Source organism: Variovorax nitratireducens (assembly GCF_051216545.1).
In the GTDB taxonomy this organism is placed as follows: domain Bacteria; phylum Pseudomonadota; class Gammaproteobacteria; order Burkholderiales; family Burkholderiaceae_C; genus Variovorax.
The window spans coordinates 316,422-331,744 of sequence record NZ_JBPJZO010000004.1; the positions used below are offsets into that span (position 1 = coordinate 316,422).

A 15,323-nucleotide genomic window follows, 5' to 3' on the forward strand; every position below is an offset into this window, starting at 1 on the left:
GTGGCGCTGCGGCTCGGAGCGATTGTCGAAGCCCTTGGAGGCGAACTTCAGGGTGATCCCGGGCTGAGCATTGCGCGGCTTGTGCCGCTGCAGGATGCCGGCCCTGATGGCCTGAGCTTTCTGAGTCATCCCAAATACCTCAAGGAACTGGCGGCGTCCCGCGCGGGTTGCGTGATCGTGTCACCGGCGCTGCGCGAGCAGGCCGCCGCGCGCGGTGCTTTCATCGTCGCCGCCGACCCGTACCTTTACTTCGCGCGACTGACTCAGCTCTGGAAGCGCGAGCATGCCCGGCCGGACGGCGTGCGCATCCATCCCAGCGCGGTGATCGATCCGGAGGCCCAGGTCGATCCGACGGCGCGCATCGGCGCGCTGTGCGTGGTCGAACGTGGCGCACGCATCGGTGCCGGAACGGTGCTCAAGTCGCGCGTCACGGTCAGCGAAGACTGTGCCATCGGCGCGCGCTGCCTGCTGCATCCGGGCGTGGTGGTCGGAGCCGACGGCTTCGGGCTGGCGCCGCACGAAGGTGCCTGGGTCAAGATCGAGCAGCTTGGTGCGGTGCGCATCGGGGACGACGTCGAGATCGGTGCCAACACCTGCATCGACCGTGGCGCGCTCGAAGACACCGTGCTCGAGGACGGCGTCAAGCTCGACAACCTGATCCAGATTGGCCACAACGTACGCATCGGCAAGCACACCGCCATGGCCGGCTGCGTCGGCGTGGCGGGCAGTGCAGTGATCGGTGCGCACTGCACCGTCGGCGGCGGTGCCATCGTGCTGGGCCACCTGACGCTGGCCGACGGCGTGCACATCTCTGCCGCCAGCGTGGTCACGCGCTCGATCCACAAACCCGGCCACTACACCGGCATGTTTCCCATCGACGACAATGCCGCGTGGGAGAAGAACGCCGCCACCCTCAAGCAGCTGCATGGTCTGCGCGAGCGGCTCAAGGCCCTCGAAAAAACGACGATGCAGGACAAGAATTCATGACGACGACGCTCGATATCCACCAGATCCTCAAACTGCTGCCGCACCGCTACCCGTTCCTGCTGGTGGATCGCGTACTGTCGATGGAGAAGGGCAAGCGCATCACCGCGCTGAAAAATGTCACGATGAACGAGCCGTTCTTCAATGGCCATTTTCCGCACCGCCCGGTGATGCCCGGCGTGCTGATGCTCGAGGCGATGGCCCAGGCCGCTGCGCTGCTGTCGTTTCATTCGCTCGACATCGTGCCCGACGACAACACCGTCTACTACTTCGCCGCGATCGACGGGGCCCGCTTCAAGCGTCCGGTCGAGCCGGGCGACCAGCTCACGCTCGAGGTCGAAATCGACCGCATGAAGGCTGGCATTTCCAAGTTCCGGGGCCGCGCTCTGGTGGGCAGCGAACTGGCGTGCGAGGCCACGCTGATGTGCGCAATGCGCCAGATCAACTGATCCTGCCGACCGCATGACCCAGGTTCATTCGACGGCCATCGTCGACCCGAAGGCCGAACTCGACGCCTCGGTCACGGTCGGCCCGTACACCGTGATCGGCCCGCACGTGAAGGTGGGGGCCGGCACCACGATCGGCCCGCACTGCGTGATCGAGGGCCGCACCGCCATCGGCGCCGACAACCGCATCTTCCAGTTCTCCTCGATCGGTGCAGTGCCGCAGGACAAGAAGTACGCGGGCGAGCCTACCGAACTGGTGATCGGCGACCGCAACACGATCCGTGAGTTCTGCACCTTCAACCTCGGCGTGCCGGGCGCAGGTGGCATCACGCGCGTCGGCCACGACAACTGGATCATGGCCTACACCCACATCGCGCACGATTGCAGGGTCGGCGACCACACCACGCTGGCCAACAACACCACGCTGGCCGGCCATGTCGACCTCGGTGACTGGGTCACCGTCGGCGGCCTCGTGGGCATCCACCAATTCGTGAAGGTCGGCGCGCACGCCATGGTCGGGTTCGCCACTGCGGTGTCGCAGGATGTGCCGCCGTTCATGCTGGTCGACGGCAACCCGATGGCGGTGCGCGGCTTCAATCTCGTGGGCCTGCGCCGCCGCGGCTTCTCGGCCGCCAGGCTTGCGGCGGTCAAGCAGATGCACCGCCTCATCTACCGGCAGGGCCGCACGCTCGACGATGCGCGCGGCGCCGTCGACGCGCTGGCGACCGAGTTGCCGGAAGCCGCCGCCGACGTCGCGTTGATGAGCGGGTTTCTCGCCAACAGCACGCGCGGCATCGCGCGCTAGACATGTCCGCTCCCACGACGACTCCGCGACAGTTCGCACTGGTCGCAGGCGAAGCTTCAGGCGATCTTCTGGCCAGCCTGCTGCTCGAAGGCCTTCAGGCGCGCTGGCCCGACATGCACGCAGCCGGCATCGGCGGGCCGCGCATGCTGGCGCGCGGGTTCGAAAGCTGGTGGCCGCAGGAGAAGCTCGCCGTGCGCGGCTACATCGAGGTGCTGCGCCACTATGCCGAAATTGCCGGCATCCGCCGGCAGCTCAAGGCGCGCCTGCTGCGCGAATGGCCGCAGTTGTTCATCGGCGTCGATGCGCCCGATTTCAACCTCGATCTCGAGGCCGGCCTGCGCGGCCGCGGCCTCAAGACCGTGCATTTCGTGTGTCCCTCGATCTGGGCCTGGCGTGCCGACCGGGCGGAAAAGATTCGCGCTGCGGCCGACCATGTGCTGTGCATCTTTCCGTTCGAGCCGGTCCTGCTCGCGAAGCATGGCATTGCGGCCAGCTACGTCGGCCATCCGGTCGCCAACGTGATTCCGATCACGCCCGATCGCGCTGCCGCCCGCGCAGCGCTTGGCATCGAGGCCGACGCGACCGTGGTGGCGCTGCTGCCTGGTAGTCGTCGCTCCGAGTTGCGCTATCTTGCTTCCCGGTTCTTTTCGGCTGCAGCGCTGATGCAGCGGGCGCAGCCTGCTCTTAAATTCATAGCGCCGGTGTTGCCCGCGCTGCGCGCCGAAGTCGAGCAGCTCTTGGCAGCCAGCCCGATGGCAGGCCAGGTGCAACTGCTTGACGGCCAGTCGCACACCGCGCTGGCGGCCTGCGACGTAACGCTGATCGCGAGCGGCACCGCCACGCTGGAGGCGGCACTGTTCAAGCGGCCGATGGTGATCGCCTACAACATGCATTCGCTTTCCTGGCGCCTCATGCACCGGCAGCAGTTGCAACCCTGGGTCGGATTGCCGAATATCCTGTGCGGCGAGTTCGTGGTGCCCGAACTGCTGCAGGATGCCGCCACGCCCGAGGCGCTGGCCGAGGCCACGCTGGCCTGGCTCGCTGCTCCCGACCGCGTTGCGGCGCTGCAGCAGCGTTTTGCGACCCTGCACGACGAATTGCGCCGCGACACCCCCACACTCTGTGCCGATGCGATCCAGAAAGTTCTTCAAAGCTGAGCAGGCCGCGCTGGTCTGGGATGCCCCGGGTCTGTTGGCCGGCGTCGACGAAGCGGGCCGCGGCCCGCTGGCCGGACCGGTGGTGGCCGCGGCAGTGATCCTCGATGACCTGCGGCCGATCCGCGGGCTGGCGGATTCCAAGACCCTCACCGCGCTGCAGCGCGAGCGGCTGCACGACCAGATCCTGGCGCAGGCCCTCTGCTGCTCCATCGCGCTGGCCAGCGTCGAGGAAATCGACCAGCACAACATCCTCCAGGCCACCATGATCGCGATGCGCCGCGCGGTCGAGGGCCTGCGCCTGAAGCCGGCCAAGGTGCTGGTCGACGGCAACCGGTTGCCCATGCTCGACGTGCTGGCCGAAGCGATCGTCAAGGGCGATGCACGGGTGAAGGCCATTTCGGCTGCTTCGATCCTGGCCAAGGTGCACCGCGACCGGCTGTGCGATCAACTGCACATGGAGTTTCCGCACTACGGTTTTGCCAGCCACAAGGGCTATGGCACGCCCGAGCACATGGAAGCGCTGCAGCGCCACGGCGCCTGCGTGCATCACCGGCGTTCCTTCAGTCCCGTGGCGGCGGCGTATGCGCGCATGGCCGGCCAGGCCATGGCGGCGGATGTGCTCCCGCAGCGCGAAGGCGCGCCATGAGTGTTTCCGACGTTCAGCACATCACGTCGCGCGACAACCCGTTGCTGAAAGACCTGCGCAAGCTTGCGCAAGACCCGGGCGCCTACCGCAGGCTCGGCCGCCTCTGGCTCGAGGGCGACCACCTGTGCCGTGCGGCACTGGCACGCGGCGTGCGCCCGGCCATCGCGGTCTTTTCGGAATCGTTCTGGCCTGCAGCGCCGCTCGAAATGGCGCAGGCTGCTGACAAGAAGATCGTGATCGCAGACGCATTGCTGGCTGCTGTGAGCGGTCTCGAATCGCCGGCGCCGATGGGCTTTGTGCTCGACCTGCCGGGCCGGCCCGATTTGCTGCCCGACGCGCCGACCGTGGTGCTCGACCGACTACAGGACGCGGGCAACGTGGGCTCCATCCTGCGCAGCGCTTCTGCCTTCGGTTTCTCGCAGGTGGTGGCGCTCAAGGGCACGGCCGCACTATGGGCGCCCAAGGTATTGCGCGCCGGCATGGGCGCGCACTTCGGTCTGCGGCTGATCGAGGGTGCGGACGCGTCGGTGCTCGATGGCCTGGTGGTGCCGCTGGTTGCGACCAGTTCGCACCACGGCGACTGGCTGCACCAGGCCAGGTTGCCGCATCCCTGCGCCTGGCTCATGGGTCATGAAGGGCAGGGCGTGTCGGCCGAGTTGGAGGCGCGCGCCGCGCACCGCATCCGCATTGCCCAGCCCGGCGGCGAGGAATCGCTCAACGTCGCCGCTGCGGCGGCAATCTGCCTGCACGCGAGCGCTACAGCGCGCCAGGCCTGAATCAATTTCGCGGGGCGCCACGGGCTATAATCAAGGGCTTTCCCGCACCCACCCCGCCCACAGCGCACGCAAGCCACCTCCTCGACGAAAGCCGCAACCCCCGAGTCGCTTCTTGGGTTCGCTTTGGGCGTCATCCATCCGGAGAACCCAGTTGCTTTTGTCTCTCAAGGGAGTTTTCCCGCCCGCCATCCTGGCGCTTGCAGACGGCACGGTCTTTCTCGGCAACTCGATTGGCGCCACTGGCGCCACCGTCGGAGAAGTGGTGTTCAACACCGCGATGACCGGCTACCAGGAAATCCTGACCGACCCGAGCTATTGCCAGCAGATCGTGACCCTCACGTATCCGCACATCGGCAACTACGGCGTCAACGAGGAAGACGTCGAGGCCGACAAGATCCACGCCGCAGGCTTGATCATCAAGGACTTGCCGCTCGTCGCGTCCAACTTCCGCAAGACCGCCACGCTCAACGAGTACCTGGTGGGCGGCGGCACGGTCGCGATTGCCAACATCGACACCCGCAAGCTCACGCGCCACCTGCGCACGCACGGCGCACAGAACGGCTGCATCCTTGGCCTGGCCGAAGGCGAGGCCGCCACCCAGGCACTGATCGACAAGGCCATCGCCGCCGCCAAGGCCGCGCCGAGCATGGCCGGGCTGGATCTGGCCAAGGTGGTGTCGGTTCAGCAAACCTACGAATGGACGCAGACCGAGTGGAAGCTCGGTGCCGGCTACGGCGTGCAGATCACGCCGAAGTTCCACGTCGTGGCCTTCGACTATGGCGTCAAGAAGAACATTTTGCGCATGATCGCGCAGCGCGGCGCACGCATCACGGTGGTGCCGGCGCAAACGCCCGCGGCCGATGTGCTCAAGCTCAAACCCGACGGTATCTTCCTGGCCAACGGCCCCGGTGACCCGGAGCCCTGCGACTACGCGATCAGCGCCGTGAAGGAACTGATCGAGACCGGCATCCCGACCTTCGGCATCTGCCTGGGCCACCAGATCATGGCGCTGGCTTCGGGCGCGAAGACTTTCAAGATGAAGTTCGGGCACCACGGCGCGAACCATCCGGTCAAGGATCTCGACGACGGCCGCGTGAGCATCACCAGCCAGAACCACGGTTTCGCGGTCGACGAAAAAACGCTGCCCGCCACCTTGCGCCCGACCCACATCAGCCTGTTCGACAACACGCTGCAGGGCCTGGCCCGCACCGACAAGCCCGCGTTCTGCTTCCAGGGTCACCCCGAAGCCTCACCGGGCCCGCACGACATCGGCTACCTGTTCGACCGCTTCACGGCATTGATGGAGAAACACAAGAATGCCTAAGCGCACAGACCTCAAAAGCATCCTGATCATCGGCGCCGGCCCGATCATCATCGGCCAGGCCTGCGAGTTCGACTACTCGGGCGTGCAGGCCTGCAAGGCGTTGCGCGAGGAAGGCTACAAGGTCATCCTGATCAACAGCAACCCCGCGACGATCATGACCGACCCGGCCACGGCCGACGTCACCTACATCGAGCCGATCACCTGGCAGACGGTCGAAAAGATCATCGCGAAGGAAAAGCCCGACGCGATCCTGCCGACCATGGGTGGCCAGACGGCGCTGAACTGCGCGCTCGACCTGTGGCGGCACGGCGTGCTCGCCAAGTACCAGGTCGAACTCATCGGCGCCACGCCCGAGGCCATCGACAAGGCCGAAGACCGCCTGAAGTTCAAGGACGCGATGACGAAGATCGGCCTGGGCTCGGCGCGTTCGGGCATCGCGCACTCGATGGACGAAGCGTGGGCCGTGCAGAAGACGGTCGGCTTCCCCACGGTGATCCGCCCCAGCTTCACGCTCGGCGGCACCGGCGGCGGCATTGCCTACAACCCCGAAGAGTTCGAGACCATCTGCAAGCGCGGCATCGAAGCCTCGCCGACCAACGAACTGCTGATCGAAGAATCGCTGCTCGGCTGGAAAGAGTACGAGATGGAAGTCGTGCGCGACAAGGCCGACAACTGCATCATCGTCTGCTCGATCGAGAACCTCGACCCGATGGGCGTGCACACCGGCGATTCGATCACCGTGGCACCGGCACAGACGCTCACCGACAAGGAATACCAGATCCTGCGTAACGCCTCGCTGGCCGTGCTGCGCGAGATCGGTGTCGACACCGGCGGATCGAACGTGCAGTTCTCGATCAACCCGAAGGACGGCCGCATGGTCGTCATCGAGATGAACCCGCGCGTATCCCGTTCCTCGGCGTTGGCGTCGAAGGCGACCGGTTTCCCGATCGCCAAGGTCGCGGCCAAGCTGGCCGTTGGCTACACGCTCGACGAGTTGCGCAACGAGATCACCGGCGGTGCCACGCCGGCGAGCTTCGAGCCCAGCATCGACTACGTGGTCACCAAGATCCCGCGCTTCGCCTTCGAGAAATTCCCGCAGGCCGATTCGCGCCTGACGACGCAAATGAAGTCCGTGGGCGAGGTGATGGCGATGGGCCGCACCTTCCAGGAATCGTTCCAGAAGGCGCTGCGTGGACTCGAGGTCGGCGTCGACGGCCTGAACGAGAAAACGCAGGATCGCGAAGTGCTCGAGAAGGAACTGGGCGAGCCCGGCCCCGAGCGCATCTGGTACGTGGGCGACGCGTTCGCGATGGGCCTGAGCGTGGACGAAGTTTTCGCACTGACCAAAATCGACCCGTGGTTCCTGGTGCAGATCGAGGAGATCGTGAAGATCGAGCTCGAGCTCGAAACCAAGTCGCTCGACGAGATCGACCGCGACACGCTGCTGGCGCTCAAAAAGAAGGGCTTCTCCGACCGCCGCCTCGCGCGCCAGTTGAAGACGACCGACACCGCGATCCGGGAAAAGCGCATCGCGCTGGGTGTGCGCCCGGTCTACAAGCGGGTCGACACCTGCGCAGCCGAGTTCGCCACCAACACCGCCTACATGTACTCGACCTACGAGGACGAGTGCGAGGCCGCGCCGACGGACAAGAAGAAGATCATGGTGCTCGGCGGCGGTCCCAACCGCATCGGGCAGGGCATCGAGTTCGACTATTGCTGCGTGCATGCCGCGCTGGCGATGCGTGAGGACGGCTACGAGACCATCATGGTCAACTGCAATCCCGAGACCGTGTCGACCGACTACGACACGTCCGACCGCCTGTACTTCGAGCCGCTGACGCTCGAGGACGTGCTCGAGATCGTCGACAAGGAAAAGCCGCTCGGCGTGATCGTGCAGTACGGCGGCCAGACGCCGCTCAAGCTCGCGCTCGACCTCGAAGCCAACGGCGTTCCGATCATCGGCACCTCGCCCGACATGATCGACGCGGCGGAAGACCGCGAGCGCTTCCAGCATCTGCTGCACAAGCTGGGCTTGCGCCAGCCGCCGAATGCGACCGCACGCGCCGAGCCAGAGGCGCTCGAGAAAGCGGCCGAACTGGGCTATCCGCTGGTCGTGCGCCCGAGCTACGTGCTTGGCGGACGCGCGATGGAAATCGTGCACGAGCAGCGCGACCTCGAGCGCTACATGCGCGAAGCGGTCAAGGTGAGCAACGATTCGCCAGTGCTGCTCGACCGCTTCCTGAACGACGCGGTCGAATGCGACGTCGACTGCATCCGCGACGCCGAAGGTGGCACGCTGATCGGCGGCGTGATGGAACACATCGAACAGGCCGGCGTGCACTCGGGCGACTCGGCCTGCTCGCTGCCGCCCTACAGCTTGAACGCCGATACGATCGCCGAACTCAAGCGCCAGAGCGCCGCCATGGCCGAAGCGCTGAACGTGGTCGGCCTGATGAACGTGCAGTTCGCGATCCAGCAGAAGGACGGCAAGGACGTCATCTACGTGCTCGAAGTGAACCCGCGTGCCTCGCGCACCGTGCCCTACGTGAGCAAGGCCACCGGCATCCAGCTGGCCAAGGTCGCGGCGCGCTGCATGGCGGGCCAGTCGCTGAAATCGCAGGGTATGACGAAGGAAGTGACGCCGCCTTACTTCAGCGTGAAGGAAGCCGTATTCCCATTCGTCAAGTTCCCGGGCGTGGACACCATCCTCGGCCCCGAGATGAAGTCGACCGGCGAAGTCATGGGCGTGGGCAAGACCTTTGGCGAAGCCTTCGTCAAGTCGCAGCTCGGCGCCGGTACGGTGCTGCCGAAATCGGGCAAGGTGTTCATCTCGGTCAAGAACAACGACAAGGCGCGTGCGGTGGATGTCGCACGCGGTCTGGCCAGGCTCGGCTTCGAGCTGATCGCGACCAAGGGCACATCGGCCGCGATGCAGGCGGCCGGCATTGCCTGCACCCAGGTGAACAAGGTGACCGAAGGCCGTCCGCACATCGTCGACATGATCAAGAACAACGAGATCGCGCTGGTCATCAACACGGTCGAGGAGCGCCGCAACGCGATCACCGACTCGCGCCAGATCCGCACCTCGGCGCTGCTGGCGCGCGTGACCACCTACACGACCATCTTCGGCGCCGAAGCCGCGGTCGAAGGCATGCAGCACATGGACGAACTGGGCGTGATTTCGGTGCAGGAGATGCACGCACAGCTCACCTGAAGCCATGGCCTCCCAGCTCGTCGAACTCGACCTGGCCGACTGGGCCGGCGCCACGCCCAACGAAGCGTGGATCGCTGCGCTCGAGGCCGGCAAGGTGCTGTACTTCCCGCACCTGGGCTTTGAACTGCTGCCGTCGGAACAGAAGCTGCTGGATCCGGCGCTGCTGGCCGAGGGCGTGCGCAACATCAGCCTCGACGTGGCTGCGTCCGGGGAGAGCAAGCTCAAGGGCGTGGCGGGCGACGAAGCGGCCCAGCAGGCGGCGGCCGCGATGATCGGCCGCTTTCGCAGCCAGGCGCGCCAGCTGATCGACGGCTTGCTGCCGCACTACAGCCCGTCGTTGCGCATGGCGCCGACGAGCTTCCGCCCGGCCCAGGTCGAATCGCGCGTGCAATCCTGGCGCGCCGACGACCGGCGCCTGCATGTCGACTCCTTTCCCTCGCGGCCCAACTATGGGGAGCGCATCCTGCGCGTGTTCACCAACCTGAATCCGCAGGGGGCGCCGCGCGTCTGGCGCGTGGGCGAGCCGTTCGAGACGGTGGCGCAGCGCTTTTTGCCGCGCGCCAAGCCGTATTCGCGCCTGCAGGCCAGACTGCTGCGCGCGTTGCGAGTGACCAAGTCGCTGCGCAGCGAGTACGACCACCTGATGCTGCAACTGCACGATGCGATGAAGTCCGACCTGGACTATCAAAAGACTTCGGAGCAGGAAACCGTGCCGTTTCCGTCCGGTTCGGTGTGGGTCTGTTTTTCCGACCAGACCTCCCACGCCGTGATGTCGGGCCAGTTCATGGCCGAGCAGACCCTTCATCTGCCGGCCGCAAGCCAATACAATCCTTCTGCAAGTCCGCTGGCTATTTTGAGCCGGCTGACCGGACGAACCCTCGTCTGATTTCCACTACCCAGATACCGCCGAACGGCGACGTTCGGCGGTTTCGCTTTTTGAGACAGGCAACCATGGCCACCATTCCGATTACCAAGCGCGGCGCGGAGAAGCTCCGCGAAGAACTGCATCGCCTCAAGACCGTCGACCGCCCTTGGGTCATCAATGCGATCTCGGAGGCACGCGCCCAGGGCGACCTGAGCGAAAACGCCGAGTACGAAGTCGCCAAGGATCGCCAGGGCTTCATCGAGGGCCGCATCCAGGAGGTCGAGGGCAAGCTCTCGGCCGCGCAGGTCATCGACCCGACCGAACTCGACGCCGGCGGCAAGGTGGTGTTCGGCTCCACCGTGGAACTCGAGGAAGAAGCGTCCGGCGAGGCTGTCAAATACCAGATCGTCGGCGAGGACGAGGCCGACCTGAAGCTGGGCCTGATCAACATCTCCAGCCCGATTGCGCGCGCGCTGATCGGCAAGGAAGAGGGCGATACCGCCGAAGTGCAGGCGCCGGGCGGCCTCAAGCGCTACGAAATCGTGGCGGTGCGCTACCTCTGATGCGCGCCCTGGTCGCGCGCCTGCCCGGCATCGTTGCGGCGTTCTGGTGGGGCAGCCTGAGCACGATCGGGTTCCTGGTCGTGCCGTTGCTGTTCAAGCACCTGGCAACCCCCGCGATCGCGGGCGGCATGGCGGCCAGGCTTTTCACGGCCCAGACCTGGGTCTCGATCGCGTGCGCGCTGCTGCTCCTGATGGTGAGCCGATCGGCCCGCTCGCCCGAAACCGCCAACCGGGTGCGGGCAGCCTTGCCGTTCATCCTGGCGGGCTTGCTGTTCGCCCTGCTGGCCGAGTTCGGCGTCGCGCCGCGCATCGTGGCGCGCGAAAACCTGCCGCTGTGGCATGCCGTCGGCAGTGGCATGTACCTGTTGCAGTGGCTGAGCGCCGCCGTCGTGCTGTGGCGGCTGCAAGGCCCCGCGTCTCGCTGAGCCGCCTGAGGGAGGGCGAGCTTATTCTTTCCAGTGCTCGGCGACCCAGCGCGCCGGGCGGATGAAGCGGAACCGGCGGTTGCGGCGCCCGGCCAGCGCATCGGGCGGGTTGCACTCGCCGTGAAAGATCACCACACGCGCACCTTCAGGCACAAAGGGCGGCTGCCAGTAGTTGCTCGGCCACGCCGGAATGCCGTGGTACTTGAAGCTCGGGCACCAGGCGCTGGGCCAATAGCTGAGCTTTCCCTGCTTGTGAACGTAGTCAGACAGGTAGGTCTGCTCGTTGCGGAACTGCTCGCGCATCGCCGTCTCATGGGTGCGGAAATGATCCAGCACATCGGCATGCGCGCCGATCGTGAAGCGGTACACCGACGAGTTTCCGGTCACGCGCCAGGGGCGGCGGTAGTCCTTGATGATCACGAACTCGCCGGGCTCGGTGAAGAAATCGTCGAGGCTACCGACCACCACGATGTCGAGGTCGAGAAACAGCGCCTGGCCGCTCAGTCCGTAGACGTCAGGCAGGTCGCGGCTCAGCGTAGTGAGCTTGCGCCAGGCCCGATCGCGCACGCCGGCCGCCTCGGGCCGGATGTCGAGCCGCGGAATCGGAAAGCATTCGACCTCTTTGCGAATGCCGGCGGCATCGTCGGTCAGGCAGACAAAGCGGAACTCGCCACTCAAATGGCGGCGCGCCATGGCGTAAAGCTTGTTGACGTAGTAGGCCTCGTACTTGGTGCCCCACTTCATGCACAAGATGTGGCGCATCGGTGGCGCCGCTCCAGCCTCCAGCGCCATCGCTCAATCCGCCTGGCGCTGCTTTTTCACCGAGAGCGACTTGCGCGGCTTGGCACGCTTGATGTTGCCGCCGGGCGTGAGGCGCTGGTTGCCGAGCACGCGCAGGGTCTTGATCTCGGGCCGCTGGCCGAAGCGCTTGCTGTACTTGACGACCTTGATGTCGCGCGGGCCGGGCATGCGGTCTTCGTCGACTTCCTTGACCTTCTCGGCTTTCGGGCGCCACAGCACCAGCAGCTTGCCGATGTGCTGGATCGGCGCCGCATCGAGTTCGTCGGCCAGTGTCTGCAGCATCGCGTCGCGCGCGACCCGGTCGTCGGAGAAGACGCGGATCTTGATGAGGCCATGCGCCTTGAGCGCGGCGTCGGTTTCCTTCTTGACGGCCGGCGTGAGCCCGTCACCGCCGATCATGACGATCGGGTTCAGATGGTGCGCTTCGGAGCGGTGCACCTTGCGCTGGGCGGGGGTCAAATGAATAGCGGGCATGCCCGTATTATCGAACCACTGTGAAACGACCCTACGGATGACCACCAAAACCACCGGCAAGAAGGTCAACAAGGCCTGGCTGCACGACCACATCAACGACCCGTGGGTCAAGCTTGCGACCAAGGAAGGCTACCGGGCGCGCGCAGCCTACAAGCTCAAGGAAATCGACGAGACGCTGGGCCTGATCAAGCCCGGGCAGCTCGTGATCGACCTGGGCTCCACGCCGGGGGCCTGGAGCCAGTACGCGCGGCGCCGGATGGCGCCTGGCGGGGCTGCGGCGGGCCAGTTGCACGGCACCATCATCGCGCTCGACATGCTGCCGATGGAGCCGATCGAGGGCGTGATCTTCCTGCAGGGCGACTTCCGCGAGCCAGACGTGCTCGCGCGCCTCGAAGACGCCTTGCAGGGGCGCAAGGCCGACGTGGTGGTGTCCGACATGGCGCCCAACCTCTCCGGCATTGCCTCGGCCGATGCGGCGCGAATCGCCCACCTGGTGGAGCTTGCGGTCGACTTTGCCGGTCGCCACATGAAGGCCGAAGGTGCGCTCGTGACCAAGCTCTTTCACGGCAGCGGTTACGACCCGCTCAACAAACTGTTCAAGGACACCTTCAAGGTCGTCAAGAAGGTCAAACCGAAGGCATCGCGCGACAAGTCGTCCGAGACTTTTCTTGTCGGCATCGGCCTGAAAGCGTCGGATACGCCTTGATACAGTTGCCGCCAAACGGGGCGGTTTGGCGCAAAACCGTGCAGGCCCTGTGGCTGATGGGTGCAAACAAGGCTATTTCGCAGCTTGAAAAGCCTAAAATGGGCGTCAATTGCCTGCCTGGTGCGCGGCTTTCATTGTTTTGTCACGCGCACCCTACGACTGGAGCCTCGTTTGAATAATCAGTGGTTTTCGAAAATTGCCGTCTGGCTCGTCATTGCGATGGTGTTGTTCACTGTGTTCAAGCAGTTCGACACGCGCGGCGCAGCAGGAGCTGGTTATGTCGGCTATTCGGATTTCCTCGAGGAAGTTCGCGGCAACCGGATTAAGAGCGCAACCATCCAGGAAGGCCAGGGCGGCAGCGAGATCGTGGCTGTCACCAATGACGACCGCAAGATCCGCACCACCGCCACCTACCTCGACCGCGGCCTCGTCGGCGACCTGATCAACAACAACGTCAAGTTCGACGTCAAGCCGCGCGAAGAGGGCTCGCTGCTCATGACGCTGCTGGTGAGCTGGGGGCCGATGCTGCTGCTGATCGGCGTCTGGGTCTATTTCATGCGACAGATGCAGGGCGGCGGCAAGGGCGGTGCCTTCAGCTTCGGCAAGAGCAAGGCCCGCATGATGGACGAGAACAACAACACCGTGACCTTCGCAGATGTCGCCGGCTGCGACGAGGCGAAGGAAGAGGTCAAGGAAGTTGTCGATTTCCTGAAGGATCCGCAACGCTTCCAGAAGCTCGGCGGGCGCATTCCCCGTGGCCTGCTGCTGGTCGGCCCGCCCGGTACCGGCAAGACGCTGCTGGCCAAATCAATCGCAGGCGAGGCCAAGGTGCCTTTCTTCTCGATCTCGGGTTCCGACTTCGTCGAAATGTTCGTCGGCGTGGGCGCGGCCCGTGTGCGCGACATGTTCGAGAACGCCAAGAAAAACGCGCCCTGCATCATCTTCATCGATGAAATCGACGCGGTCGGCCGCCAGCGCGGCGCCGGTCTCGGTGGCGGCAACGACGAACGCGAGCAAACGCTCAACCAGATGCTGGTCGAGATGGACGGCTTCGAAACCAACCTCGGCGTGATCGTGGTCGCTGCGACCAACCGTCCGGACATCCTCGACGCGGCACTGCTGCGTCCGGGCCGCTTCGATCGCCAGGTCTATGTCACGCTGCCCGACATTCGTGGCCGCGAGCAGATCCTGAACGTGCACATGCGCAAGATCCCGGTGAGCCAGGACGTGAATCCAAGCGTCATCGCGCGCGGCACGCCCGGTATGTCGGGCGCCGATCTGGCCAACCTCTGCAACGAGGCCGCGCTGATGGCCGCGCGCCGCAATGCGCGCGTGGTCGAGATGCAGGACTTCGAAAAGGCCAAGGACAAGATCTTCATGGGCCCCGAGCGCAAGAGCATGGTCATGCCCGAGGAAGAGCGTCGCAACACGGCCTACCACGAGTCCGGCCACGCGCTGCTCGGCAAGCTGCTGCCGAAGTGCGACCCGGTGCACAAGGTCACCATCATTCCGCGCGGCCGTGCCCTCGGCGTGACCATGAGCCTTCCGGCCCAGGATCGCTACAGCTACGACCGCGACTACATGCTGAACCAGATCAGCATGCTGTTCGGTGGCCGGATTGCCGAAGAAGTGTTCATGCACCAGATGACCACCGGCGCGAGCAACGACTTCGAGCGTGCCACGCAGATCGCACGCGACATGGTCACCCGCTACGGCATGACCGAATCGCTCGGCCCGATGGTCTATGCCGAGAACGAGGGCGAGGTGTTCCTCGGCCGCTCGGTCACCAAGACCACCAGCATGAGCGAGCAGACCATGGAAAAGGTCGACGCCGAGGTGCGCCGCATCATCGACCAGCAGTACGCGCTCGCGCGCAGCCTGATCGAACAGAACAGCGACAAGATGCACGCGATGGCCAAGGCGCTGCTTGAGTGGGAAACCATCGACTCCGAACAGCTCGACGACATCATGGCCGGCAAGGAGCCGCGCCCGCCCAAGGACTGGACACCGCGCGTGCCACCTTCGGGTAACAGCGGTGGCGGCACAGGCGGCACGCCCGCCGTCAAGCCGGATCCGGCGCCGACCGCCGCCTGAGCGTGGCGCATCGGCAATCAACGGGGCCTCGGGCCCCGTTTTT

At 65.4% G+C, this 15,323-nt stretch carries 15 protein-coding genes; 13 read left to right on the top strand and 2 right to left on the bottom strand.

The features are described from left to right. From lpxD to ACSFA8_RS13665, 11 genes are all read left to right on the top strand, one after another. The gene (gene lpxD, locus ACSFA8_RS13615; RefSeq protein WP_435480043.1) at positions 1 to 987 is read left to right on the top strand and encodes a UDP-3-O-(3-hydroxymyristoyl)glucosamine N-acyltransferase; all 987 of its coding nucleotides are present in this window, start codon (positions 1 to 3) and stop codon (positions 985 to 987) included. Then, a complete protein-coding gene (gene fabZ / locus ACSFA8_RS13620; protein ID WP_286543655.1) occupies positions 984 to 1,433 on the top strand; it encodes a 3-hydroxyacyl-ACP dehydratase FabZ in 450 nt (149 codons plus the stop codon). The genes lpxD and fabZ overlap by 4 nt, the downstream gene beginning before the upstream one ends. 13 nt (positions 1,434 to 1,446) lie before the next feature. After that, entirely contained in the window at positions 1,447 to 2,235 is a 789-nt protein-coding gene (gene lpxA / locus ACSFA8_RS13625) for an acyl-ACP--UDP-N-acetylglucosamine O-acyltransferase (protein WP_435480044.1), read from the top strand. 2 nt (positions 2,236 to 2,237) lie between these two features. After that, positions 2,238 to 3,392, top strand: a complete 1,155-nt coding sequence (lpxB, locus tag ACSFA8_RS13630; protein ID WP_435480045.1) for a lipid-A-disaccharide synthase — start codon at positions 2,238 to 2,240, stop codon at positions 3,390 to 3,392. Beyond that, on the top strand, positions 3,364 to 4,038 hold the full coding sequence (gene rnhB, locus ACSFA8_RS13635; protein WP_435480046.1) for a ribonuclease HII: 675 nt from the start codon (positions 3,364 to 3,366) through the stop codon (positions 4,036 to 4,038). Before lpxB ends, rnhB begins: the two co-directional genes overlap by 29 nt. Then, on the top strand, positions 4,035 to 4,814 hold the full coding sequence (locus tag ACSFA8_RS13640) for a TrmH family RNA methyltransferase (protein WP_435480047.1): 780 nt from the start codon (positions 4,035 to 4,037) through the stop codon (positions 4,812 to 4,814). Before rnhB ends, ACSFA8_RS13640 begins: the two co-directional genes overlap by 4 nt. A 151-nt stretch (positions 4,815 to 4,965) precedes the next feature. Further along, complete coding sequence (gene carA / locus ACSFA8_RS13645; RefSeq protein WP_435480048.1) at positions 4,966 to 6,138, top strand: glutamine-hydrolyzing carbamoyl-phosphate synthase small subunit; 1,173 nt, start codon at positions 4,966 to 4,968, stop codon at positions 6,136 to 6,138. Then, on the top strand, positions 6,131 to 9,352 hold the full coding sequence (gene carB / locus ACSFA8_RS13650; RefSeq protein WP_435480049.1) for a carbamoyl-phosphate synthase large subunit: 3,222 nt from the start codon (positions 6,131 to 6,133) through the stop codon (positions 9,350 to 9,352). The genes carA and carB overlap by 8 nt, the downstream gene beginning before the upstream one ends. A 4-nt stretch (positions 9,353 to 9,356) precedes the next feature. Beyond that, entirely contained in the window at positions 9,357 to 10,238 is an 882-nt protein-coding gene (locus ACSFA8_RS13655; protein WP_435480050.1) for a Kdo hydroxylase KdoO, read from the top strand. 65 nt (positions 10,239 to 10,303) lie between these two features. Then, positions 10,304 to 10,780 (top strand): transcription elongation factor GreA, encoded by a 477-nt coding sequence (gene greA, locus ACSFA8_RS13660; protein ID WP_435480051.1) that lies wholly within the window; start codon positions 10,304 to 10,306, stop codon positions 10,778 to 10,780. Continuing rightward, positions 10,780 to 11,205, top strand: coding sequence for a DUF4149 domain-containing protein (locus tag ACSFA8_RS13665; RefSeq protein ID WP_435480052.1), 426 nt, complete (start codon positions 10,780 to 10,782; stop codon positions 11,203 to 11,205). Before greA ends, ACSFA8_RS13665 begins: the two co-directional genes overlap by 1 nt. 21 nt (positions 11,206 to 11,226) lie before the next feature. Here the strand turns inward: ACSFA8_RS13665 and ACSFA8_RS13670 are convergent, their stop codons facing one another. Continuing rightward, positions 11,227 to 11,967 (bottom strand): glycosyltransferase, encoded by a 741-nt coding sequence (locus tag ACSFA8_RS13670; protein ID WP_435480053.1) that lies wholly within the window; start codon positions 11,965 to 11,967, stop codon positions 11,227 to 11,229. Between the two features lie 33 nt (positions 11,968 to 12,000). Continuing rightward, on the bottom strand, positions 12,001 to 12,480 hold the full coding sequence (locus tag ACSFA8_RS13675; protein WP_286543673.1) for a YhbY family RNA-binding protein: 480 nt from the start codon (positions 12,478 to 12,480) through the stop codon (positions 12,001 to 12,003). A gap of 37 nt (positions 12,481 to 12,517) precedes the next feature. Here ACSFA8_RS13675 and ACSFA8_RS13680 point away from each other — a divergent pair, with 37 nt between their 5' ends. Beyond that, positions 12,518 to 13,186, top strand: coding sequence for an RlmE family RNA methyltransferase (locus ACSFA8_RS13680; RefSeq protein WP_435480054.1), 669 nt, complete (start codon positions 12,518 to 12,520; stop codon positions 13,184 to 13,186). Between the two features lie 171 nt (positions 13,187 to 13,357). After that, positions 13,358 to 15,280, top strand: a complete 1,923-nt coding sequence (gene ftsH / locus ACSFA8_RS13685; RefSeq protein WP_435480055.1) for an ATP-dependent zinc metalloprotease FtsH — start codon at positions 13,358 to 13,360, stop codon at positions 15,278 to 15,280. The last annotated feature ends 43 nt before the right edge of the window (positions 15,281 to 15,323 follow it).